The organism is Bacillus sp. B2-WWTP-C-10-Post-4 (assembly GCF_009183805.1).
In the GTDB taxonomy this organism is placed as follows: Bacteria; Bacillota; Bacilli; order Bacillales; family Bacillaceae_G; genus Bacillus_A; species Bacillus_A cereus.
The window spans coordinates 1-22,619 of the sequence record NZ_WEII01000015.1; the positions used below are offsets into that span (position 1 = coordinate 1).

Here is a 22,619-nt window from a genome sequence, read left to right on the forward strand (position 1 = left end):
TATCTATATTTTACCAAACAATTATGTAGATAACCAGTTTTTTCTAATAATATAGTGAATTGATAATTTTAATGGTAGTTATTAATACTTACAGGAAAATTCAGTATGCAATGGAAACTGAGAAATCAAGAATTATAAAAAACTTATAGTATCTTTTGTAAAAGTATATTTATAATTTGTATATTAACATGTTATAATTTAATTTCTAAAACTACCAAAAAAGGACTGCCAGTAATGGTGGTCTTTTTTAAATTGGTAAGATTGTACTAGGTTGAGCAAAAAAATGGAACCGAAAAAGTTATTTCTAATGAGGATAGCCTTCTTATGATGAAGTTTCATTCAGTGAATCTGCAAGCAAACATAAAAGAAGGAAAAAATTACGATTTTACTTTACGTGGATATAGAGTACCTATACTTTCATGGTTTCCAAATTTAGATGGTGCCGAACCACAAAATTAGCACTATTCTTTAATAAAAAATCCTACTCATTTTTTAATGAGTAGGATTTTTTATTAAAGAGCTATTTCGTATTAATTTGTGCCATCATTTAATATGCTATTTTTAAATGATTTCCAAATTTGATGACTAATTATCTAAATTTCTAAACTCTATACAGCACTATCAATTAAACAATTATTAAATATATCTTCTCTCTAAAACATCGTATTATCATTAGCTGCTTCACTTGGAATCTCTTGAATTACATCCCAGTGTTCGACAATCTTTCCATCCTTGATACGAAATATATCCACTATAGCAACTCCCTTATCTTGAGAATTAGTACGAGAGTGTACATGAAGAGCAACTGTATCCCCTTCAGCTACTACACGTTTAATCTCTGCAGAGGAATTAGGATTTTTAACAAAATCCTCCTTAAAGAAATCCATGAAGGCTTTTCGTCCATCAGCAACAAAAGGATTATGTTGCTTATAATCTTCGCTAACATATTTAGGGATAATATCGATATTATGTTTGTTAAAAACTTCATTATAGAAATCAACTACCATCTTTTTATTCTTTTCATTTTCTTTTACTTCTTTTGATACAGAAGCGACATTTTCACTCTTTATTGAGTTCCCTTTGTTATTACCGTTGGAAGCTTGATATACCAAAGTCGAAACTACTCCTAAAATAAATACAGAAATAATTGTTATGATTAAACTTTTCTCTAATTTCATATATACCTACCTCTTCTACTTAAATAAGTTTTCTTCTATAAAAAGTTTGAAGAAGGAGAAACCTTCCCCAAAATGTAATATCAGGGGTAATGTTAGGAATTTCATTTATCCTAACCTCCCCCTATACAAGGCATATTAGAAACGATTAATTCTAACTTAATACCTCATTAACAGTTGCACTGTCCACAATTTGAATAAACTTCTTAACCTTATCGTTCTCATCAAACTTATAAAGGTGACAAAAATCTGCTACAAATGACTTCCCTGTAGCTTTATATGTTCCACTATATTTTCCATAAACGATAACAGTATTGTTATTAAAAGCATAAATTTCATCTTTAGCGCTATAGTCATCCCATTCTGTGCCAAGACGTTCATGTACGTTTTTCACTACTGCATATGGAAACCCAGCAGCTTCTGTCCAAGATACATTTTCACTTAAATACGTTTTGAACGCATCCAATTTCCCTTCGCCAGTTAACACATACGTTTCATGTAATAGTTTTTGATATTTATTCATATCATTAACCCCAAGGCATTTCTTTTGTTACAACTTTTGCACTTAATTCTAATACACCTTTATTTGCATAGCCTGGATATGCTGCTTCAAGTTTTGCCACAAAATCTTTTGAAGTTCCACTTTCCTCAGAAGCTTGAACCGCCGTTCTTAGATAATCCATTGTCGCAGTAAGTGCTTGATTATTTAGGGATTTTTCGATTGATCCATGGCTAGGCACAATTATGTCAGCATGTAATGCTTGTAATACTTTCAAGTTCTCAATCCATGCCTCCATATCCGCTTTTGAGCTAGTATCCGCTAAGAATACATGTATTTCGTTAAATACATCGATACCACCAATTAATACTTTTAGTTCTTTATTAAATAGGCTAGTTCTGTAATGATCTAAGCCTACTAGTTCAAATGTTAACCCCTGAAAATCAATCGCTTTTTCTTTAAATACTTGAGGTAATACCACGTTACTTGGTGCATTTTCTCCAAGGACGTCTTTCCAAACTTTTAATTTCCCTAAGACAGAATGAACGATATGTTCAACAGTAGACTCTGTTGCATACGCTATAGCTTCTGGGTAAAAGGCTTTAATGCTCTCTAATCCAAAGTAGTAGTCTGGATCCCCATGAATAATAAAGATTTTATCTAGAGATAAGTTGTTTTTTTTCAAATACTCTACAATTTCTTTCGAATCAGACTGCGTAAATTTTGAGTTTATTAAAAATGCATGTCCTGCTTTCTCAACTAATGTTGCTGTGACCATAAAGCTTTTTTCGTCCGAACTAAACACCGTTAATTTCACATCTTTTTGATTTGTATCGATTGTTTTAAACATAGTATGTTATTCTCCTTTTGTTAAAGTTATTAACTAATCATCATATTTTTATCTTGTTCCGATAAAGTGAAACTTTAATCAGTGGGGGTTTTGTTCATCCCCCACTGATTATTAGTTGAACCAATCGGACTTTTACGGACAGTTGATCCCCCACCTAACTTCTTTGCTTCCACTGAATTTTGAGGTGGGGGTCTTACTGCCCGTTAAAGCGGGATAAAATCTCCCACTCCCATTTATCTGAAAGTGTAATAGTACTAGCGAATATTCCGGAGATGAATGTCAGATGGCCTAAGATAACATGTTTGCTACTATATCCTAAATTTTCTTAATATAAATTTTTAAAACGCGCTTCAATTTTATCCGGTGTCATTACGCCACCACCAATAGGAATAATTTGATTCTCCTTTTGTAAAAGTAATGAAGGATAGCTATTAACATCAAGCTGTCGAACTTTATTGAAATCATTTTGGACATCTATTATTGTTTCTTGAGCGTTTAAACGTTCCAATACTTGTTCAGGGTCCAAACCATGCTCGATTGCAATTTTGCGATATGTTTCAGGATCACTCAGACTTTGGCCCTCATAATAAAACGCTTTTTGCATAGCCGAAGTGAATTCTAATAAACGGTCTGGCGCTAATGAGCGTAAAGCTGAAAAGCCAATTGCAGCATCTTTCGAATTCATTTTAAAAGTCCCTTCCTCCACCAATTTTTGATAGGAAGGACCAAATTCAGCACCTGTAAGTTGATTAATTCTTTTATTTCCTTCTTCTATATATGAGAAGTTTTTCATTGGTAAATTATCTAAAAATAGCCCTCCACATAAAACCGTTAATGGTACTTCAGTGTGGTTTTTGTAAAATCCTTTAATACTTTCTGAAAAACCATAGCACCATCCACAATATGCATCTCATACGTAAATAAGATTATCTTGTTTCGTCTCCATTTAAATCTCCTACCTTTTTTTTATTATCCAGCTCAACTAAATTTTTGGTTTATATAGGTACATCTTTTTATACCTTGTTCTTTTTTAGATACCTTACTATATTTCCCCAAAACTAATATTTCCAAAGAAAGATCCACCAAGGTTTTTAACAAAAGATAACATTGCACCTTATTGCTCCGTAACAGAAAATACTAAAGCTTGGAATATGCATTGATTTGAATGTGTTAGTAACTTTCTACACCGGGTGGCAACGTATGGACCACCATCCTTAATTAAATATATAAATCATATTTTTAGCAGATATTAGTTGTAACTAAATTAATTACACATTTATGTAACTATTTTAGTTACAACTAATATAGAAGTCAATTCTTTTTTTCGAAAACATTAAATTTCTACATTAATCTACAACCAATCCCACTCTTTAAAAAAATATATCAACGATTATTCGATTATATCGATCGTAACTCCGAATATATCAACGTTTCGACACAACATATCGATTTACCGACAAATTTCGAGCGCGTTATCTCCTAAACTAACAACCAATCCCACATCACGTTCACCTACAAAGAAAAAAAGCACCAGGTCCCCCCGATGCTTTCCCCCACTCTAAAACAAATGACAAGCCACCTGATGCCCCTTCGCAATCTCAACCATCTTCGGTACTTCCTGTGCGCATTTTTCAGTGGCGAATTTGCAGCGCGTTCTGAATTTGCAGCCGGATGGTGAGTTGAGTGGGCTTGGTACTTCTCCTTGCAAAATGATCCGTTCTTTGCCTATGTTTGTTGGATCTGGTTCTGGCATGGATGAGAGTAGTGCTTGTGTGTATGGATGTGCCGGTTTTGTGTATAGGTCTTCACTGTCGGCAATTTCTACTATGTTTCCTAAGTACATGACTCCGATGCGGTCTGATATGTGTCTTACCATAGATAGGTCATGTGCGATGAATAAATATGTGACTCCTGTTTCTTCTTGGATGTCTTGCAGCATGTTTACGACTTGTGCTTGGACTGAGACATCGAGTGCTGAGATTGGTTCGTCACATAGGATAAAGTCTGGTTTTACAGATAATGCACGCGCGATGCTAATGCGCTGGCGCTGGCCTCCGCTAAATTCGTGCGGGTAGCGATATAAGTGTTCTTCTTTTAATCCTACCTTTTTCAGAAGGTCTAAAATGATTTCTTTTTGTTCTTCTTTTTCGTAAGAACCGTGAATGTTCATCGGTTCGCTAATAATTTGGAATACATTCATTGCCGGGTTTAATGATGCGTATGGATCTTGGAAAATGATTTGCATTCGTTTTCGATATTCTTTTAGTTCACTTTCCTGTAAACTTGCGATGTCTTTTCCGTCGAATAAAACGTTACCTGAAGTGACATCGTGTAAACGAATGATGCTTCTTCCTGTCGTTGATTTTCCGCAGCCCGATTCTCCTACTAGTCCGAATGTTTCACCCTTTTTAATTGTAAAGCTTAGGTCATCGACTGCTTTTAATTGCTCTGTTTTTCTGCCGAATAGTCCTTTTTTAATAGGAAAATACTTTTTTAAGTTCCGAACTTCAATTAAGTTTTCTTCATGCATGAAAATCACCTACCGCCCTATCGTTTAGCCAGCACATGGAACGTCTTTCGTTTCCGATTTCAAAATATGGTGGACGTTCTTTTTCACAAATGTCCATCGCATGCGGGCAACGCTCTGCGAATGGGCAACCTTGTGGCGGGTTTAATAAGTTTGGTGTTACACCTTGAATAGGAGCGAGTCTTTCTTTTACGCCGTTCGATATTTTTGGCAGAGAGTTTAATAGTCCTTTCGTATATGGATGATTCGGCGATTGGAAAATATCAAGTACAGGTCCTTCTTCCATAATAAGCCCGCCGTACATAACGATAACGCGCGTACAGTTTTGCGCGACGATTCCTAAGTCATGCGTAATAAGAAGTAACGCCATATTCGTTTCGTTTTTTAAGTTTTTCATTAAATCTAGTATTTGCGCCTGTATCGTTACATCAAGTGCAGTCGTCGGTTCGTCAGCAATAAGAAGGTCCGGATTACAAGACATCGCCATTGCGATCATAACCCGCTGCTTCATACCTCCGCTTAGTTCATGCGGATATTGTTGCACCCTTTCTTCTGGTGAAGAAAGACCGACTTGTTTTAACAAGTTGACCGCGATTTGCTCTGCTTCTTTCTTTTTCACTTTTTGATGACGTATAATTACTTCCATCATTTGTTTCCCAATTTTCACGACCGGATTTAGCGCTGACATTGGGTCTTGAGAGATAAGTGAAATTTGATTTCCTCTAATAGAACGCAATTCTTTTTCAGATTTAGAAAGTATGTTTTCATTATGAAAAAGGATTTCCCCTTCTTTCACTTTTCCTGGTGACGTAACGAGAGACATAACGGACTTCGCCATTACACTCTTTCCGCTTCCAGATTCCCCAACGATACCAACTACTTCTCCTTTATTTAAGCGAAATGTAACGCCGCGAACCGCTTCAACTTCGCCACTTTCTATGAAAAAAGAAGTCTTTAAATTTTTCACTTCTAGTAGTTTTTCAGACACGCTTCTCACTCCTTTCACGTAACACTTTAGTTTTCATTTCCAGCTCCTTTTGGCGCGAAAGCTTTCTTCAATGCTTCACCAATTACGTTAAAACTAAGTACCGTTAAAAGGATAAGGAATCCTGGGAAGAGTGTTAAATACCAAGCTTCACCAATATATCCTTGCGCATTGTTTAGCATGCTGCCCCAAGAAGAATCTGGTTCTCTAATACCTAAACCTAAAAAACTAAATGATGATTCCATTAAAATCGATGTCGCAATTGTTAATGTCGCAGCGATAATAATGGTTGATAAAATGTTAGGAATGATATGTCTTACAATAATCATAAGTGATTTTTGTCCTGATACTTTTGCGTATAAAACGTACTCACGCTCTTTTACAGATAACGTTTCTGCCCTTACAATACGGGCGGTGTCCATCCATGTTAGTAATCCGATAATAAGAACTAACGTCGTAATTCCTGGTTTTAAATACGCATTTAATAGTAGCATTAAAAAGAATGATGGAATTGACATAAGTACTTCAACAACCCTCATTAAGAAGTTGTCTAACTTTCCACCAAAATATCCGCTAATTGTTCCAACTGCGGTACCGATTGTAATAGAAACAACCATCGCAAGAAAACCGACCGCAAGTGAAACTCGTCCACCATATAACGCTCTCGTTAAGTAATCTCTTCCGTAATCATCCGTTCCGAAAGGATGACTCATACTTGGTTCTTGTAAGCGATCTGGAATCGACATTTTGCTAGGATCGTACGGCGATACGAATGCGAAAATTGATGCGACCGTTAAAATCGCAAGTATAATAACTCCCATTGCAACAAACTTATTTTTCGTAAAGCTATGTTTTATCGTTTGAAATCTCCTATTATTCATTCCAAATCACCCCCTCATTCGAATGCGCGGATCTACTACGCCATATAAAATATCAGCAATTAAGTTACCGAGAATTAACATGAATGATGATAGTAATGTAATTGCCATGATAATCGGATAATCAAATCTAAAAATAGCATTTACCCCAAGTGAACCAAGACCCGGCCATGAAAATACTGTTTCCGTAATAAATGCTCCGCCTACTAAACTTGGAATCGATAATCCGAAAATTGTAATGATCGGTATTAATACATTTCGAAGTACGTGATTAAATAACACCGTTTTCTTTGAAGCGCCGTACGCATATTGAATTTGTACATATTCTTCTTCTAATTGCTGAATCGTACTTGAACGAATATATCTCATATAAACAGATACGTTTTGGAACGCTAGCACCATGCAAGGTAAAATGCCGTGTTGCACAATATCCCAAACAGAATCTTTACCTACGGTGCGCATACCCATACTCGGAAGTAGGTCCAATTTTAAAGAGAATAAGTAGACTAATAGTAGTGCAAACCAGAAAACCGGCATAGAAATACCAACGTATGAAATAAAGTTTACAATGCGGTCAAAGAATGAATTCTTTTTCACACCTGTAAATAGTCCAAGTGGTATTGCGATTACGAATGAGACGAGTAAAGATGATCCCATTAAGCCGATTGTTGCGGGTAATCTTTCTGCGATAAGATCTAAAACAGGACGATGATTTTGAAGTGAATAACCAAAGTTCCCTGTTAAAATGTTTTTTAACCATAAAAAATACTGCACGTAAATTGGTTGATCTAGTCCTAAACTTTTACGAATACGCTCCACATCAATTGGACTCATATTTGGCGTTACAAAGTTTCGAACAGGATCCCCCGGCGCTAGCTTTATTAATAGAAAAGAAATAATAGAAATAACAAATAAAAGCGGAATTGCATTTAAAAGCCTCTTCGCAATTACTTTATACACAAACTTCCCCCCTCAAGCTAAAGAAGCTGATTTCCACCAGCTTCTTTATTGTTTCTTATTTCACTTCATAAATCTTAGATAGATCTTCAAACATTGTGACAGGAATTGCTTTCGCTTCTTTTAATCCATCAAACTTTTTATCTACTGCAATAACTGCTTTCGGATACGCAATTGGTAGATAAGGTACATCTTCTCTAGCTGTTTCTTGAATTTTATGGTATAGCTCTGCACGTTTTGTTTTATCTGTTTCAACTGCAGCTTCTTCCCATAACTTATCGAAATCAGCGTTTTTATATCGTGCATAGTTGTATTCAGCATTACTTAAGAATAGGCTTTTATATGAATCTGGCTCAGGTCCCATTATGTAACCACCAAATGTAATGTCATATTCTTTATTCTCTTTATCTAAGCCTTTTTCACTTGCCGCACTAGCATCTAATGCATTTAGTTCAACTTCTAAGCCAACTTCTTTTAATTTTTGTTGTGTATAAAGCGCTAAGCTTTCCATAATTTTATTATTCGTGACATACATCACACGTACTTTTTCTTTATCTTTCACACCAGCTTTTGCTAATAAATCTTTCGCTTCTTTTTTATCATACTTATAGCCTTTAATATCTTTCGCATAATACATAGCGTCTGGCGTTAAGATTGAATTTGCTGGTTCTGCAAATTCACCCGAAACGAATGCTGAGTTAATCATTTCTTTTTTATCTAACGCATGCGCAATTGCTTGGCGCACTTCTTTTTTCTTCATCAAATCTGTATTCATGTTATAAGATAAGTAGAATAATCTACCTTCAGGGAATGTCACCATTGAGAAGTTCCCAGTACTATCTAGTTTTTTAAAGTCTTGCGGCTCAATCATTTTCATGTTGATTTGACCATTTTGCAGTGAAACATTTGCTGTATTACGGTCTTTTACAACGCGGTATACGATAGAGTCTAATTTAGCTTTCCCACCTACATAATCATCAAATCGATCTAATGCAACATACTCATCTGATTTATACTCTTTAAACTTAAACGGCCCTGATCCTACAGGCTGTAAGTTTTTCTTACTCTTCGCTAAATCTGCTTCCCCTTCAAATACATGTTTCGGAATTGGGAAGAAATCATTCATTACACCTTCGAAAGATGCGCTTACTTGTGGTAAAACGAATTGAGTTGTTAACTCATCTACCTTTTTCACCTCAAGCGGCTTTCCTTTAAAAATAAAGTTTTCACGACTTGAGCTATTTTGCTTCTCATCCAAAATAGATTGGAATGTAAATGCTATATCGTCTGATGTAATTTTCTTACCATCATGCCATTTCAAATTATCTTTTAATTTCAATGTCCACGTTAATTGATCTACTGAAGGCGTAAAGCTCTCAGCAAGAACAAACTTTTTCTTACCGTCTTCCATATGATATAGCGGCGCATATAAAGCCTGCTGCACAGTTAATGACACACGATCATTCGCATAAAGCGGATTCATCGTATCTGGATTATCGCTAACACCAATCGTTAACGTTCCTCCATCTTTCGGAGTCCCTGATTTACTAGTGCCCGCTTGCTTCGAAGAATCTTTTTCCCCAGAACAAGCCGCTAATGCAATAAGTAGTATTAGAACAAATGGTAATGCAAATAATTTCCGTTTCATCTTTTGGCCCCCTCAAACTAGTTATACCCATAAGAAAACTCGGAATTAATCCCGAGTTTTCTTATAAGTTTTAAATTACCACTACCTGTATGTAAAGTCAAACTTTTTTGTAAATGTGGAAAGTTTGAAATCTACTAATACATTCTTGCCATAAAATATATTTATAAGGAGGATTAAAAAAGAAGACCACGAATAGGTTACCTCGTAAAAGGAGTTAAAAAACTAGCAGCTTACAGAAAACCCCTCTAAAATGATTGTTATATATACTCGGAACTGTAGAATGGGATTAAAGACAAAAAACACATTTAGGAGGTTATCATGACATTTGATGAATTGAAAAAAAACAAACCAACAACCCAATGGATTGAGAATGATGAGGATGGGGAATTTTTTACTGAAGAAAATATAAGTGCAACAAATACAGTTCTTGACACTTACATAAATAAATTAGAGCAATTGGGAAAAAATCCAACTGAAGTTGAAATAATGCATGTTGTTAAAGAGGTTGTTCTTAACATAAATGAATTAAATGACGAACATGACTATTTTATCGAAACAATGGAAAGAGAAGATCTCTATGAATTTATCGATACAGCAGCACGAATAGCTGGCTTAGAATCCGAGGAAGATATAACAGAAGAATGGCGAGAATGGTAAAAAGTTGCCCCTCTAATAATTAGAGGGGCAACTTTTTTCATATACCAATTGAATGAATGATTTGATGTCCGCACAGAATTCATACATTGCAACATAATATTAAAAGGATTCAATTATAAATACTAACACACCCACATCAACAAAAAAGACCACCAAAAGGCAGTCTCAAAACTCAATCTTATTCCCTACTCCTTGCTCCACCGCTTTCTCATACAAATACTTCGCAACGATAATATCCACTACCGCCAAACCAACTGATTTGAAAATAGTAATCTCTTCATTATTTTCGCGTCCAGCTTTTTCTTTGCTTATAATTTGACCAAGTTCAGCGTGAATGGCGTTTGCTTTGAATAGACCTTCTTTTATCGGAACTTGAAGGTCTCCTGTTTCGTCTAGTGCTGCTTCTTTTGATTCAACTACTACTTTGTTTGCTTTAGCTATGGCATGTGAGGGTAGTTCTTGCATGCTCGGTCTGAATGAGCCGACGGCGTTTACGTGGACGCCTTTTTGTAGTGTTTCTGAGAAGACTGGTGTGGATGCATTCGTAGTTGTGACGATGATGTCTGCTTCGCTTATTGCTTCATTCGCATTGGTGTGAACATATGCAGGTTTGTTGAATCTCTCTTGTATATACTCCGCAAATGCATACGCCTTTTCTTCTGTTCGATTGTATAAAATGACTTTTTCGATAGCTCTTACCGCAAATACAGCTTCAGCAATTCCTTTCGCTTGTTCACCCGTGCCGATAATGCATAAAGTTTTTGCGTTATGACGAGCTAAATATTTTGTCGCTACTCCTGATAAGGCGCCTGTTCGGATCATCGTTAAGTACGATCCTTCTAAAAGTGCGAGCGGTTCTCCCGTTTGAAAGTCTGATAGCATCACAATCCCGTTGATCGTTTTCTTTCCTATCTGTTTATTTTGCGGGACTACCGTTACTATTTTTACTCCAAGCGCCTCAAGCCCTTCCGCTACTGAAGGCATAATTAATGCCGTATTTTGCTCGTTCGCAAATGGTAATGAGCCCCTTATTGGTGTAATCGTTCTTTCTGCGGAAAATTCTTTTAAAGCAAGCGCCGCGTATTCAATAACTTCATTCATATTTACTAAGTTTCTTTGTTCGTTCGCGCTTATGACTAGCATATCTTTCCACCCCCTCCTCTTATCCTAACAAAAATCCTCGATTCAAATCATCTCTCGGGTCTACAACGAACTGATGAAATCCTGTAATAAAGGCATTCCCCGTTAATTTTGGAACGACAGCTTCATATGTATCTACTGCGGTTACCGACAATACTTCCCCCTCGAATTTCCCGTCAGTAATGCATTCATGGACGAAAATTTCTCCCTTTTGTAAAGCATCTTTTCCAAAAAGAGTTGCGATTCTTGCGGAAGTTCCTGTACCGCAAGGAGAACGATCTACTTGCCCATCAGCAAAGATTGTTACATTTCGTAAAGTTGCGTCTTCTTCTTTCGGTTCATCTGAGAAAATAACGCCGTATATCCCTTTTAATCCTTCTTCAAGTGGATGCTTCACTTCCATTTTGCTCTCGATGTAGTGCTTAATTTTACCGCCCCACGCTTGAATAGCAGATAAATCCTTGAAATCAACTTTCAAACCAAATTCTTTACAGTCTACTACCGCATAAAAAGCTCCGCCAAACGCGATATCTACTTGAAATTCATAGTCATCTATTTTAATAGGAACGTCTTTTTTGTATACAAATGAAGGAACATTTTCAAATGATACAGATTCTACTTCACTCCCGTTATATGTTGCATACGCAATGACTTCCCCAGCTGGGCTATCAATAATGAACTTTTGTTTTTCCCCCTTTACTTCAAACATGCCTGTTTCAATTCCAACTGTAATAACAGCGATAATACCGTGACCACACATCGTACTCCAGCCTTCATTGTGCATAAATAATACGCCAAAATCAGCGTGAGCACTTGCTGGCGGTGTAATGATACAACCGTACATTCCGTGATGCCCTCTCGGTTCATACATCAGAACTTCACGAAGATGGTCCAAATGTTTTATGCAGTACGCGCGTCTTTCCAGCTGCGTTTCCCCTTTTATTTCTGGCACTCCGCCCGTAATAATTCGAAGTGGTTCCCCAGCTACGTGTGCATCAATCGTTGTATATATTTTACTAACTTTCATTTCGATCTCTCCCCTATATGTTGATACTCTTTTCATTGCAAATATCATGCCAACGCATAGGGTATAAATTTGTATACATTGTTTAAAAAAGCATACATTACTGTCTATTTTTTTATACACTGTCCAGAGGCTATGTTATGGAGCCCCTTGATACAACCAGTCTTATTATTTTCACTGGAAAGTTACTTCCACCCCCAACATATACTGTTCAAAAGCAAAAAGGAAGTGATCCCATGTATTACGGAACAAAAGGCTGGTACGTAGCTGAACTAAAAAAATTAGGCGTACGCTATCATGAAGGACGAAAACTAGAAAGTTACCGCGGACACATCTTGCGCAATTTACTACTTGCACAACAAGAGAAATTAAAAGAACAGTAATATTATAATGTAACGATATCGGCGATTCTCGGAATATATCAGCGATTTTTTAAATTTATCAGCGATTCAACACAATATATCAGCGATTTTTTAAATTTATCGGCGATTCGACATGCAATATCGACTTACAGACAAATTTCGCTAATTCATCTACCTAAACCACCAACCAATTACACATCAATACAAACAAAAAAGGTCACCCAAACGGGTGACCTTTCTTTCTTATTCACAAACAAGAATCTGTCTAGTAAATGATCCTTTTCTTGTAATACAGCGATCTGTAATTTCGAATCCTGCTTCATGGATCATGTCGTCCATTGTTTCCATCGTGACAACGACTACTTTTTTCGCGATGCGGCGTGCACTTGAGAGAATTGATAGTTGATCTTCTGGTGTGGCGTGCGTAAATAGGTCGTACGGCATATCGATAATGGCAACGTCGTAGTTCTCAGTAATTTCCTCGATTGGACCTTTTGTTACTGTTCCTTCAAATCCGAAATGCGCGATATTTTTTCTCGTTCCAAGAACTACAAGTGGATTTATATCTCTACCAACGATGTTAATCCCCATAGAAAGTGCTTCTACTACTACTGTTCCAATACCGCAGCACGGGTCAATTGCTCGTACTCCCTCTGGATTTGGTACAGCGATATTTGCAACTGATCTCGCAACACGTGTGCTAAGAGATGTCGAATAACTATGCGGTTTTTTTATGTGATGATACCAAACGGGTTCGCTTTCTACATAGTGCCCGAAGTACCAGCGTCCTCCAAGAGGAACAATCCCGAATACACGCTCTGGATTACGAACATCCGCTTCTCCTTCAATATGCATGCCGAGGTCTCGTTCAATAAGACGTCTTTCTCCATATTCAATTTTATTCTCTCCAACGAGGTCATTGATTTTAACGAAGATAACTTTAAATGTCGCTCCCGCCAAATCAATTTGTTCCACTTGTTTTAAAATGCTTTCTAAGTCGTCCCCTTCATACATAACCTCAACGCGCTCTTTTATAAACGCACTTCTACTCGGGTCAATTTTGACATCACTTTTTAAAATATTAACGTGGGACTCCATTCCAAAGAACGAGCGCATTTCCAAGTAACATAAAGCACGCTCCTCCTCACGAAATGCATACGTATATATACAGGCAGGTGTTTTACTATGATTATTCAATCTATTATCATCCTCTATCGTTTAAAATTCTTCTGATTACAATTACTCAAATACTTTTCTTTTGTATATAAAATTAAATGATATCATATGCCGGAAATAAAGAGAAACGTTAATAAATAAAAGAGACTGCCAATGGCAATCTCTTATTATTTATTAACGGAAAGAAGACACGTTGTTACCCATTTCTTCATAGTAATCTAAAATACCTTGATAAATAGCTTCCGCTGCACTTTGTCTCTGCGCTGGTGTAGCTATTTTATCTGCATCACTTTTATTATCTACAAATGCTAATTCTGCTAATACAGCTGGCATTGTATTTTCTCTAATTACGTATAAATCGCCTTTTTTCACACCACGATCTTTTGTTCCCAGTGCATCTACAAGACGCTCTTGAATTTTTTCTGCTAGTAAACGACTTTCTGATACGTTAGGATTTGTTCCTCTTGCTGTCGCTGATTCATAGTAGAACGTTTCTGTACCTTGTCCATTTTTCTCTTCCGTGCCATTACCATGAATACTTACAAAAATATCCCCATTATTTTTTTGAGCAAATTCTACACGTTTCTTTAAAGAATCAGAAGCACTTGTTCCTGGACGTGTATCATCTGTACGAGTGAATAACACAGTAAATGGTGTCTTTTTCTCAAATATTTTCTGTAATCGTAGTGATACATCTAATACAGTTTCACTTTCTTTCTCATAATAACCTGGATTACCTGAATCCGCTCCCCCATGACCTGGATCAATGATAATCGCTTTGCCCTCTAAGAAGTTACCTTGCTTGACTGGATTTAATTGATTTTTATTAACCCATTGGAAACCAGCGCCCATACGGATACGAATCCAGCTGCCGTTCTCTTCAATAACAGTTACTTGTTGTGCGTTATGTGTTCCCATTACTTTTGAAGAAGAAGAAGCTTCTGCATAAGTAGTGAATCCTTCATTAATAACTTCTGTTTTCTCTACTAAAGGTGTCCATTTATCACCTTTACTTGTTGCAATTTTGATCCATCCATCTCGTTCTTCTTTAATTTCAACCATTTGTGGATTATGCTGATTTGCACTAATCCCAGAACTTAATGATGGTGCGTGATATGTAATGAATTTTCTATCTATGTACATTTTCTTTGTTTCTACTGGACGATCACTATTCTTGCTAAATTTATCTGTTTGCGCAGTAAGTTGAGCTGCTTGTTCACGCGTAATAGAATCATTCGGTTTCCAGCCATCCTCTGTACCTAAAGAAAGTTTTAATTCTACTAAAATATTAACTTCTTCTTTACCCCAATGATTCTCTAAATCAGCAAATTTTGTAGGAACTGGTCCTGTTACTTTGCTCTTCAGATTATATGCTCTTACAAGCATAGCTGCCATTTCAGCACGAGTTACTTTTCCTTCAGGATCAAATACTCCTGGTTCTCGCCCTTTAATAATATTCTCTTTTTCCATGGCTGCAATAAATGAAGCTGCCCAATTATTTTTTGCATCATTATAAGACGGCTTTGCATTTGGATCTACTTTAGCACCAATTGCTGTTGCGATAATCTTTGCTGCCTGAGCACGTGTTAAATTTCCGTATGGCATAAAGTTACCATCTGGCATACCGTTAATTACATTTCTCTCTACTAAATAATAAATTGCGTCTTTTGACCACGCACTATCTGAAACATCAGGAAATTTCTTCGTTTCTGCTAAACTACTAATTGGATGTGCTAGTAAATTTGCTGCTAATAAACCTGCGGCTATTGCTTTGTACTCCATGAAAAATAAATCTCCTCTCAAAACTTCATATTCATTCATTTTTTTAATCAAGCTAACTAAAAAATATTAACTATTAATTAATTCCTTTCATAGTGTATAACATTATATATCTATAGTAAATACGTTTCCGGCCGTATAACAAAAATCGTATATATATAACTTATAATGAATGTATATAAAAAACTTTAATCAGCCCGCCCCCATCTAACTTTTTTGCTTTCGCTGAATTTTGAGGTAGGAGTCTTACTGCCCGGCAAATAGCGGGATAAAAAAGCGATTAGGACATGTCTCCTAATCGCTTTGCCAAATAAAAAGCTGATTAAAAATAATATCTTTAATCAGCTCTCTATTATCTATGAAATTATTCTTCAATTAAATTAGACATTACATATGCATACACTAATGCTTCTGTATGCGCAATAGAACTTTCATGCGTACGTTCAAATGCGTGGGAAGAATCAATACCCGCTCCAATTAACGCATGTTTCACATCAAATCCCGCGCGAATCGCAGCTGATGCATCAGATCCGTAGTACGGATAAATATCTACTTTATATTCAATATGATTCGTTTTCGCAAGCTCTACTAAATGTTTGCGCAGTGCATAATGATACGGGCCGCTAGAGTCTTTTGCACAAATAGATACTGTATATTCATCAGATGCTTGTCCATCACCTAACGCTCCCATATCAACTGCTAAGTATTCAACAGTTTCTTCTGGAATGTTAGAGTTACCACCGTATCCAATCTCTTCATTATTAGAAATTAAGAAATGCGTCGTATATGGTAATGTTACGTTTTCGTCTTGTAATCTTTTAATTAATTTTAATAAAATTGCAACACTTACTTTGTCATCTAAATGACGTGATTTTATGTATCCACTCTCTGTAATTTGAACGCGCGGATCAAATGAAACGAAGTCTCCTACTTCAATTCCTAATTCGCGTACTTCATCAGCTGAAAATACGCGCTCATCAATACGAACTTCAATATTTTTCTCATCGCGTTTTGCTTCACCTGCATCTTTATATACATGTACAGATGTTTGATGCATTAAAATCGTTCCTGTATATGTCTTGCCACTTGATGTTTCAATTTCGCAATATTCCCCTTCTACAGAGTTCCAGCGAAATCCACCAATCATAGAAAGACTCAGGCGACCATCAGGCTTAATTTCTTTCACCATCGCACCTAACGTATCAACGTGTGCCGTTAATAAGCGGTGCTGCGCATCATTCTTCCCTTTTACCGTTAAAATAAGAGCTCCCTTATTATTACGTTTCGTTTCTACGTTCCACTCACTGACATAGTTTTCAATGAAATTAATAATTTTTGCTGTATTTCCAGATGGACTTGGAATAGAGACAAGCTCCTTAATCAGTTCCATCGTTTCTTTCGCATGATGTGCCATTGTCGTTTCCTCCTCATTTTCTCTACTATTCAGTATACAAAATTCGCCAGAAAACCTCTACTTATATGGCCTAATTTTCTAAATTGTAGTAAAATTCTTTTTAGTATACAAAAGGAGCCTTGAAATATGAATATATCAAAAAAATATATACACATTGCACTCATTTGGTTTTTAGCATCATTATTTTGTTTACAAATCTCTTATGCCGTTCATACTACTACTTCTATTACAATCGGCTGGATATTAACAGCTATCTTCTTCATTATTAGCTTCATTGCAACAAGAAAGCATAGCGTTACTCATTAACGCTATGCTTTTCCTATAAAACTATTCTTCTGAAACGTCTAATAAATAAATCCCTTTTTCAAATCCACCGCGCTCTATCTCTTTTTGCTTACGAAGGCGTTCTACATCTTCAATCGATGCACCTTCTGCACGTGCTAATGAGATGATAACTTCTAGCGCATCCGCAAGAGAATCTAGCGCATGTTCGCGTTCTTTCATAGAAGCAAATTCACGAATTTCTTCCGTTCCAATTTTCGCTAAAGCTTGTATGTATGCTTGCCCTGTTAATTTTTGTGCTGTATATGTTTTTCCAGACATTAAAATCTTCTCTGGAACACGATCTCTTACTAACTTGTTATATGCTGACATCATTCATCCTCCTATATTTAATAACATCCGAGCTCTGCTTTATAGAAAAACCATTTTTTCTTCACGCACGCACTTAACATATCAATTCCTGATCCATGTGCTCTTACATGCGGAAAGAAATAGTGCTCTAAGTCTTCTTCCTTACCATATAGAGTTTGATACTCATCTGGAATCGCTTCTTTTTTCACATCTTTTTCTTTCGTCACCTCGTCAGAAAATGCAACACTTGGATGTCCCTCAAAAAATAACGCAGTCCGAACTGCCAAAGATGGTGTACTATGCAAAACAGAATATGTAAGCAAAATAATAGTAATAACACCGATCATTTTCTTCATGTATTACTCCTTAAAAAAAGTGCTAACACAATTATACTAAAATGTGTTAGCACTTTCTCCCCTTTATCCCGAATTAACGAGCTAATAATCAGTGAGGAATGGACAAAATCCTCACTTCACTTTATTCCCCTTTAAATGCTGGTAAACGTTTCTCTAAAAACGCAGCAATTCCTTCTTTATGATCCGCTGTTTGTCTCATTGCATATTGACCACGCTTCTCTAATTGCAATGTTTGCTCTAAATTAGAGCGATTTACTTCACATAAAATTTGCTTCGTTTGAATCATTGCTTTAATCGGTTTTTGTGACCATTCATTAATTTTTTGTTTCACAGCCGTTTGGAAATCTTCGCCGATTACTTCATCAATTAAGCCGATATCAAGCGCTTCTGTCGCCGATAATTTCTTGCCTTCCCAAATAATTTGCTTCGTCATATTTTCACCGACGCGCTTTTGAAGGAAGAAATGACCGCCTCCATCTGGAATTAAAGCGATTCCAATAAAGTTCATCGCAATAACAGATGATATATCCGCCATTACATAATCAGCTGTTAACGCAATACTTAACCCAAGACCTGCAGTTGGTCCATGAATTGCACTAATAACAAGCTTTGGCATCGTATATAACGTCACGACAACTTCAGAAATAGTATTCATAATGCCATCAAACTTACTTTCATCATTACTTGAAAGCATCGATTTAATATCCCCACCCGCAGAAAAACCACGGCCGTTCCCGCATAACACAACGATATGCGCAGAACTTTCCGCTACTTCTTTCAACTTTTGTAATAACTCTTTTAATGTCGGCTCATCTAACGCATTTAACACCTCTGGGCGATTGACCATAACCGTTGCAACGTGGCCTTCATATTTCACAACGACAGATTCTGTTTTACTTGTTATTTCCATTATATATACCCCTCTTTTCTCCATAAAGATTATACTTATATAATTATAGAAAACCACTGAAAAATCCTTCTTTTTTCTCAATTTTCTGTCTAATAATCTCGCAATTTGTACATTTACCGTATAAAACATACAATTCCGTTGAAAAATATAGAAATTAAAGTCGGTTTATCCATGCTTTTCATCTATTTACCATTACAATGAAATGGTGTATTCTTAAGTTTGATAAAAAACAAATATTGAAATTCATTCGCCTTACTATGTAAAAAAGGCTTTATACCCATCTTTTGGGTGTTGTAATAAAGGAATGAAGAACTGGAGGAACATATGGTTAATAAGTTGAAACAAACGGATAACTACTTCCCACATTTCCTATTGCTATTCATTGTGTTTCAACCAATTTTAGATTTATTAACATCTTTTTCAATCTATATACTACACATGAGCGCAACAGTTGGAGTTGTAGTCCGTTTCGCCTTTATGCTTCTTGCATTAGGGTACCTACTTCTTCATCACAAACAACAAGATGCGAAAAAGTACATCCTCTATTTATGCTTACTCGGGATCGCACTCGCAATCGGTCTTGTAAATAATATGATGGTTAAATCTCCAGTTTCATTTGGAGAAGAAGTTAAATTCATCTTAAAGAGCGTATATCCAATTGTGCTACTGTTTGGATATATTATCGCCTTTAAAGAGCTAAAAAATAAAGAGTATGTATTCCATAAAATCATTACATATTTCTTATATGCAACTTTAATTTTAAGCATTACAATGATCGTTGCAATGCAAACTGGAACGGATTTCCCAAGCTATCCTCACTCAAAAATCGGTTCAAGAGGTTGGTTCTTCGCTGGAAATGATTTAAGTTCTCTTTTCGCCATTATGTTCCCAATCATTGTCTTATATTCGATTCATAAAACAACTTCTTTCTCGAAAATATATTACTGGATTCCAACAATACTTGCGATGTATGCAAGTATTATGGTCGGAACGAAAGTCGGATATGGCGCAATTGTTATTACATTAGGCGTAGCACTTTTCTTCTCATTCATTGAATATATGATAAATCGTAAAAAAGAAGGAAAAGGATTCACACATATTGTAAATACCGTTGTTGTCGCAGTTATACTAGGAGGTTTAATTGCTCTTACACCGCATACTCCTATCGCAAAAAATATGGGCATTCACATGCAAATATACGAATACAAAAAATCAGTACAAGAAGAGAAAGATCGAAAAGAAGGAAAAGTAATTAAAGCAGATCCAGAAGATGCAAAAAAACATGCAAAAGGTGAACTTACAGATTCTGAAGTAAAAAGTTTAATTTACAGTGATCGCGACAAATTTTTAAAAACATACAAACAATACTATAAAGACGCACCGCTTTCACAAAAACTATTCGGAATGGGTTACGCTGGTAACTACACAGATAAAATTAAATTAATTGAAATGGACTTCCATGACCTATTTTTCGCATTTGGAATTGTCGGTTTCCTTATTTACTTAATACCTCTTCTATACTTTGGTATTAAATTATTCATCCGCATGATCACAAACTTTAAGAAAATCATGAAAGTAAAGTATATGTTATTAGCGAGCACACTCGTTCTATCACTTGGCATCGGCTTTATGTCTGGCCACGTATTAACAGCGCCAGCCGTTAGTATTTTCTTCGTTGTTATACTCGCTTATATCATTGTTGATTTTGAAATTGAATAAAAAGAAGGTGCTACGAAATATTAGTAGCACCTTCTTTTTTATTTAATTAATGTTTTACGTATTCTAAGCTTTCTTTTGCAATATACGCTTCTGTTACAGTAGGATTATCTGAAATAACTTTAACCCACGCTTTTCCATTTATTATCTCTTCACCAGTAACTGTGACAACTACATTTGTATTTAAACGATACAGTCGCTCATTTGATATACTAGGATTCTTTTTCACTTCCACGTTATTCATCACACGTGCAAGTTTGTACTTGTTGTATTCTTTTTTACCTAAATAAGAATCAAAACGGTTCATATGCCCCGCTACTTTTTTACCCCAGTTCGCATCAGATGCATATTTCGCATTTAAACCAGCAGCTTTATCACCTGTATATGTTGCTGTATAACGCCAATGTCCTGGATTTAAATATCCTTCATTCATGTATAATTTTGCTGCATGTTCAATACAATCTTCTTTTGAATTGAATGCTTCTCCGTTACCATACGGACTATCGTCTGTTGCTTTTAAACCAAATAAATTATTTTTGTCTTTTGCAAGAGCGCTTGTTCCATAATAACTTTCATGAATTGCTAATGAATATAAGAATAATGCATTTACATTATACTTGCTTTCTACTTCTTTAAATTTCTTTCCTAAACCAATTAATGGAGAGTCTGGTTTAATCGATTTCACATAACTATCTAGTTGTTCAGCTGTATAATCTGTTTTCGAACGTAATGATAAATAATTGAAATATTGATAGAAAGTTTCGTCTCCAAATGTCTTTCCATCTACACTATACATTTGCTGTCCTTGCTTCATGAAAGAAGGTGCCACACCATATCTAAATTCTGTATATCCAAGTGAACTTGTATTATATGTATAATATTTATGGTATAAATATCCATCTGATTTCACATAATAAGACGACTGTTTCATTTCATTTGTAGGAATTAAAGTGATTTCATTCTTCTTCACATAACCTGTCAAACCAGAAAGTTGAACTTTCACACGATCTTCGCCAACTTCTAACACTTTCAATTCTGTTCCATACTGAATATACGTATATACTGTTGACAAATTCTCATCATAAATATTAATGATGTTTTGCCCAGTTATTCTTTTCGCACTTGCAAAACCATCTTTAATCCATAAAAATTCGTTCTCGTATTTTACCGCATTCATACCTTTATTTTGAGCAGCCGTAACCGCTTCTTTATACGTATTATAGCGCTCTACTTCTTGCTCTGTTCCGTTTTCTCTTACATTTGTCACAACATATTTCTTAGTTTCTACAGGATTGCTATTTCCGTTTTTTTCAATCGTCTGAAGCATGCGATCCAACATAGCTGAAGCCATCCCTCTTGTAGCTGATAAATGTGGTCTAAATGTATTATCTTCTGGATACCCTTTAATAATTTGAGTAGCCACCATAACTTGTACATGCTCTTTATAGTTAATACTATCTTTATCAGTAAAGGTAAGCGGACTTACAGCTACTTTAATATTTTTATAGTCTAACGCTCGCTTTACCATTATCGACATTTCTTCACGTGTAATCACATCATTTGGTGAGAATGTCTCGTTCGTACGACCATTAATAATTTTTGCTCCATATGCTCTACTTACACCATCATATAAACCGTAAGTCTTCGGCACATCCTCGAAATTCGAATCAGCTTTCGGTAAATTTAAAGCCCTTGCTATGAATGTAGCAAACTCTGCTCTTGTTACTAATTTATCAGGCGCATATACATTGTCTCCATACCCCATTAAAACTCCTTTAGTAATAAGTGAGCGCATATTCGTCTCAAACATATGTCCTGTAATATCATCATTTGCCGCATAACTTGAAATAGGAGTTAAAAGTAATGATCCCGTTAATGCCACTGCTGTTATACCTTTTGAAAAAGTCTTCAAGGTTATCCTCCTCGTAATCTA

At 35.9% G+C, this 22,619-nt stretch carries 22 protein-coding genes and 1 pseudogene; 5 read left to right on the top strand and 18 right to left on the bottom strand.

Going from position 1 to position 22,619, the window contains the following annotated elements:
- Window positions 1-324 precede the first annotated feature (324 nt).
- Entirely contained in the window at window positions 325-459 is a 135-nt protein-coding gene (locus GBN78_RS30860; protein ID WP_000975275.1) for a hypothetical protein, read from the top strand.
- A 194-nt stretch (window positions 460-653) separates the two neighbouring features.
- Here GBN78_RS30860 and GBN78_RS09390 read toward each other — a convergent pair whose 3' ends face one another.
- The 9 genes and pseudogenes from GBN78_RS09390 to GBN78_RS09430 all read right to left on the bottom strand — a co-directional run bounded on the left by GBN78_RS09390 (window position 654) and on the right by GBN78_RS09430 (window position 9,519).
- Window positions 654-1,178, bottom strand: a complete 525-nt coding sequence (locus GBN78_RS09390; RefSeq protein ID WP_000764207.1) for a nuclear transport factor 2 family protein — start codon at window positions 1,176-1,178, stop codon at window positions 654-656.
- A gap of 151 nt (window positions 1,179-1,329) precedes the next feature.
- Complete coding sequence (locus tag GBN78_RS09395; RefSeq protein WP_070183570.1) at window positions 1,330-1,698, bottom strand: nuclear transport factor 2 family protein; 369 nt, start codon at window positions 1,696-1,698, stop codon at window positions 1,330-1,332.
- 4 nt (window positions 1,699-1,702) lie between these two features.
- The gene (locus GBN78_RS09400; RefSeq protein ID WP_000477267.1) at window positions 1,703-2,524 is read right to left on the bottom strand and encodes an MBL fold metallo-hydrolase; all 822 of its coding nucleotides are present in this window, start codon (window positions 2,522-2,524) and stop codon (window positions 1,703-1,705) included.
- A gap of 325 nt (window positions 2,525-2,849) precedes the next feature.
- Window positions 2,850-3,470 (bottom strand): annotated as a pseudogene (locus tag GBN78_RS09405) (DsbA family protein).
- A gap of 612 nt (window positions 3,471-4,082) precedes the next feature.
- Complete coding sequence (locus GBN78_RS09410; protein ID WP_070183568.1) at window positions 4,083-5,054, bottom strand: ABC transporter ATP-binding protein; 972 nt, start codon at window positions 5,052-5,054, stop codon at window positions 4,083-4,085.
- The gene (locus GBN78_RS09415; RefSeq protein WP_070183567.1) at window positions 5,047-6,039 is read right to left on the bottom strand and encodes an ABC transporter ATP-binding protein; all 993 of its coding nucleotides are present in this window, start codon (window positions 6,037-6,039) and stop codon (window positions 5,047-5,049) included. The genes GBN78_RS09410 and GBN78_RS09415 overlap by 8 nt, the downstream gene beginning before the upstream one ends.
- A gap of 26 nt (window positions 6,040-6,065) precedes the next feature.
- Window positions 6,066-6,917, bottom strand: coding sequence for an ABC transporter permease (locus GBN78_RS09420; protein ID WP_152127309.1), 852 nt, complete (start codon window positions 6,915-6,917; stop codon window positions 6,066-6,068).
- A 6-nt stretch (window positions 6,918-6,923) separates the two neighbouring features.
- The gene (locus GBN78_RS09425) at window positions 6,924-7,874 is read right to left on the bottom strand and encodes an ABC transporter permease (RefSeq protein ID WP_000278770.1); all 951 of its coding nucleotides are present in this window, start codon (window positions 7,872-7,874) and stop codon (window positions 6,924-6,926) included.
- Window positions 7,875-7,929: 55 nt separating this feature from the next.
- Window positions 7,930-9,519, bottom strand: coding sequence for an ABC transporter substrate-binding protein (locus tag GBN78_RS09430; RefSeq protein WP_070183566.1), 1,590 nt, complete (start codon window positions 9,517-9,519; stop codon window positions 7,930-7,932).
- Window positions 9,520-9,837: 318 nt separating this feature from the next.
- Here GBN78_RS09430 and GBN78_RS09435 point away from each other — a divergent pair, with 318 nt between their 5' ends.
- Window positions 9,838-10,176, top strand: a complete 339-nt coding sequence (locus tag GBN78_RS09435) for a hypothetical protein (protein WP_048567828.1) — start codon at window positions 9,838-9,840, stop codon at window positions 10,174-10,176.
- A gap of 165 nt (window positions 10,177-10,341) precedes the next feature.
- On the opposite strand, the gene GBN78_RS09440 is transcribed toward GBN78_RS09435, so the two are convergent.
- Entirely contained in the window at window positions 10,342-11,319 is a 978-nt protein-coding gene (locus GBN78_RS09440) for an ornithine cyclodeaminase family protein (RefSeq protein WP_044584179.1), read from the bottom strand.
- 19 nt (window positions 11,320-11,338) lie between these two features.
- Complete coding sequence (locus tag GBN78_RS09445) at window positions 11,339-12,343, bottom strand: proline racemase family protein (protein ID WP_152127311.1); 1,005 nt, start codon at window positions 12,341-12,343, stop codon at window positions 11,339-11,341.
- Between the two features lie 137 nt (window positions 12,344-12,480).
- On the opposite strand from GBN78_RS09445, the gene GBN78_RS09450 reads away from it, so the two are divergent.
- The gene (locus GBN78_RS09450) at window positions 12,481-12,723 is read left to right on the top strand and encodes a YflJ family protein (protein ID WP_000433499.1); all 243 of its coding nucleotides are present in this window, start codon (window positions 12,481-12,483) and stop codon (window positions 12,721-12,723) included.
- Between the two features lie 222 nt (window positions 12,724-12,945).
- Here GBN78_RS09450 and GBN78_RS09455 read toward each other — a convergent pair whose 3' ends face one another.
- From GBN78_RS09455 to GBN78_RS09465, 3 genes are all read right to left on the bottom strand, one after another.
- Window positions 12,946-13,899, bottom strand: coding sequence for a TRM11 family SAM-dependent methyltransferase (locus GBN78_RS09455; protein WP_001059316.1), 954 nt, complete (start codon window positions 13,897-13,899; stop codon window positions 12,946-12,948).
- 153 nt (window positions 13,900-14,052) lie between these two features.
- Window positions 14,053-15,660, bottom strand: a complete 1,608-nt coding sequence (locus GBN78_RS09460) for an N-acetylmuramoyl-L-alanine amidase (protein ID WP_070183564.1) — start codon at window positions 15,658-15,660, stop codon at window positions 14,053-14,055.
- Between the two features lie 361 nt (window positions 15,661-16,021).
- A complete protein-coding gene (locus tag GBN78_RS09465) occupies window positions 16,022-17,071 on the bottom strand; it encodes a M42 family metallopeptidase (protein WP_000930028.1) in 1,050 nt (349 codons plus the stop codon).
- Window positions 17,072-17,197: 126 nt separating this feature from the next.
- On the opposite strand from GBN78_RS09465, the gene GBN78_RS09470 reads away from it, so the two are divergent.
- Entirely contained in the window at window positions 17,198-17,377 is a 180-nt protein-coding gene (locus tag GBN78_RS09470) for a hypothetical protein (protein ID WP_001027086.1), read from the top strand.
- A 21-nt stretch (window positions 17,378-17,398) separates the two neighbouring features.
- On the opposite strand, the gene GBN78_RS09475 is transcribed toward GBN78_RS09470, so the two are convergent.
- From GBN78_RS09475 to GBN78_RS09485, 3 genes are all read right to left on the bottom strand, one after another.
- Window positions 17,399-17,725, bottom strand: a complete 327-nt coding sequence (locus tag GBN78_RS09475; protein ID WP_001277349.1) for a nucleoside triphosphate pyrophosphohydrolase — start codon at window positions 17,723-17,725, stop codon at window positions 17,399-17,401.
- 17 nt (window positions 17,726-17,742) lie between these two features.
- A complete protein-coding gene (locus GBN78_RS09480; RefSeq protein ID WP_000738201.1) occupies window positions 17,743-18,060 on the bottom strand; it encodes a hypothetical protein in 318 nt (105 codons plus the stop codon).
- A gap of 121 nt (window positions 18,061-18,181) precedes the next feature.
- Window positions 18,182-18,994 (bottom strand): enoyl-CoA hydratase, encoded by an 813-nt coding sequence (locus GBN78_RS09485; RefSeq protein WP_001999174.1) that lies wholly within the window; start codon window positions 18,992-18,994, stop codon window positions 18,182-18,184.
- A gap of 300 nt (window positions 18,995-19,294) precedes the next feature.
- On the opposite strand from GBN78_RS09485, the gene GBN78_RS09490 reads away from it, so the two are divergent.
- Window positions 19,295-20,689, top strand: a complete 1,395-nt coding sequence (locus GBN78_RS09490; protein ID WP_000247535.1) for an O-antigen ligase family protein — start codon at window positions 19,295-19,297, stop codon at window positions 20,687-20,689.
- A gap of 46 nt (window positions 20,690-20,735) precedes the next feature.
- Here GBN78_RS09490 and GBN78_RS09495 read toward each other — a convergent pair whose 3' ends face one another.
- Entirely contained in the window at window positions 20,736-22,598 is a 1,863-nt protein-coding gene (locus GBN78_RS09495; protein ID WP_048536183.1) for an S-layer homology domain-containing protein, read from the bottom strand.
- Between the last annotated feature and the right edge of the window lie 21 nt (window positions 22,599-22,619).

Excerpts from the sequence above, each read along its gene's own strand:
- GBN78_RS30860 (WP_000975275.1), top strand. The coding sequence starts at position 325 with ATGATGAAGTTTCATTCAGTGAATCTGCAAGCAAACATAAAAGAAGGA.
- GBN78_RS09390 (WP_000764207.1), bottom strand. The coding sequence starts at position 1,178 with ATGAAATTAGAGAAAAGTTTAATCATAACAATTATTTCTGTATTTATT.
- GBN78_RS09395 (WP_070183570.1), bottom strand. The coding sequence starts at position 1,698 with ATGAATAAATATCAAAAACTATTACATGAAACGTATGTGTTAACTGGC.
- GBN78_RS09400 (WP_000477267.1), bottom strand. The coding sequence starts at position 2,524 with ATGTTTAAAACAATCGATACAAATCAAAAAGATGTGAAATTAACGGTG.
- GBN78_RS09410 (WP_070183568.1), bottom strand. The coding sequence starts at position 5,054 with ATGCATGAAGAAAACTTAATTGAAGTTCGGAACTTAAAAAAGTATTTT.
- GBN78_RS09420 (WP_152127309.1), bottom strand. The coding sequence starts at position 6,917 with ATGAATAATAGGAGATTTCAAACGATAAAACATAGCTTTACGAAAAAT.
- GBN78_RS09430 (WP_070183566.1), bottom strand. The coding sequence starts at position 9,519 with ATGAAACGGAAATTATTTGCATTACCATTTGTTCTAATACTACTTATT.
- GBN78_RS09435 (WP_048567828.1), top strand. The coding sequence starts at position 9,838 with ATGACATTTGATGAATTGAAAAAAAACAAACCAACAACCCAATGGATT.
- GBN78_RS09440 (WP_044584179.1), bottom strand. The coding sequence starts at position 11,319 with ATGCTAGTCATAAGCGCGAACGAACAAAGAAACTTAGTAAATATGAAT.
- GBN78_RS09445 (WP_152127311.1), bottom strand. The coding sequence starts at position 12,343 with ATGAAAGTTAGTAAAATATATACAACGATTGATGCACACGTAGCTGGG.
- GBN78_RS09450 (WP_000433499.1), top strand. The coding sequence starts at position 12,481 with ATGGAGCCCCTTGATACAACCAGTCTTATTATTTTCACTGGAAAGTTA.
- GBN78_RS09460 (WP_070183564.1), bottom strand. The coding sequence starts at position 15,660 with ATGGAGTACAAAGCAATAGCCGCAGGTTTATTAGCAGCAAATTTACTA.
- GBN78_RS09465 (WP_000930028.1), bottom strand. The coding sequence starts at position 17,071 with ATGGCACATCATGCGAAAGAAACGATGGAACTGATTAAGGAGCTTGTC.
- GBN78_RS09470 (WP_001027086.1), top strand. The coding sequence starts at position 17,198 with ATGAATATATCAAAAAAATATATACACATTGCACTCATTTGGTTTTTA.
- GBN78_RS09475 (WP_001277349.1), bottom strand. The coding sequence starts at position 17,725 with ATGTCAGCATATAACAAGTTAGTAAGAGATCGTGTTCCAGAGAAGATT.
- GBN78_RS09480 (WP_000738201.1), bottom strand. The coding sequence starts at position 18,060 with ATGAAGAAAATGATCGGTGTTATTACTATTATTTTGCTTACATATTCT.
- GBN78_RS09485 (WP_001999174.1), bottom strand. The coding sequence starts at position 18,994 with ATGGAGAAAAGAGGGGTATATATAATGGAAATAACAAGTAAAACAGAA.
- GBN78_RS09490 (WP_000247535.1), top strand. The coding sequence starts at position 19,295 with ATGGTTAATAAGTTGAAACAAACGGATAACTACTTCCCACATTTCCTA.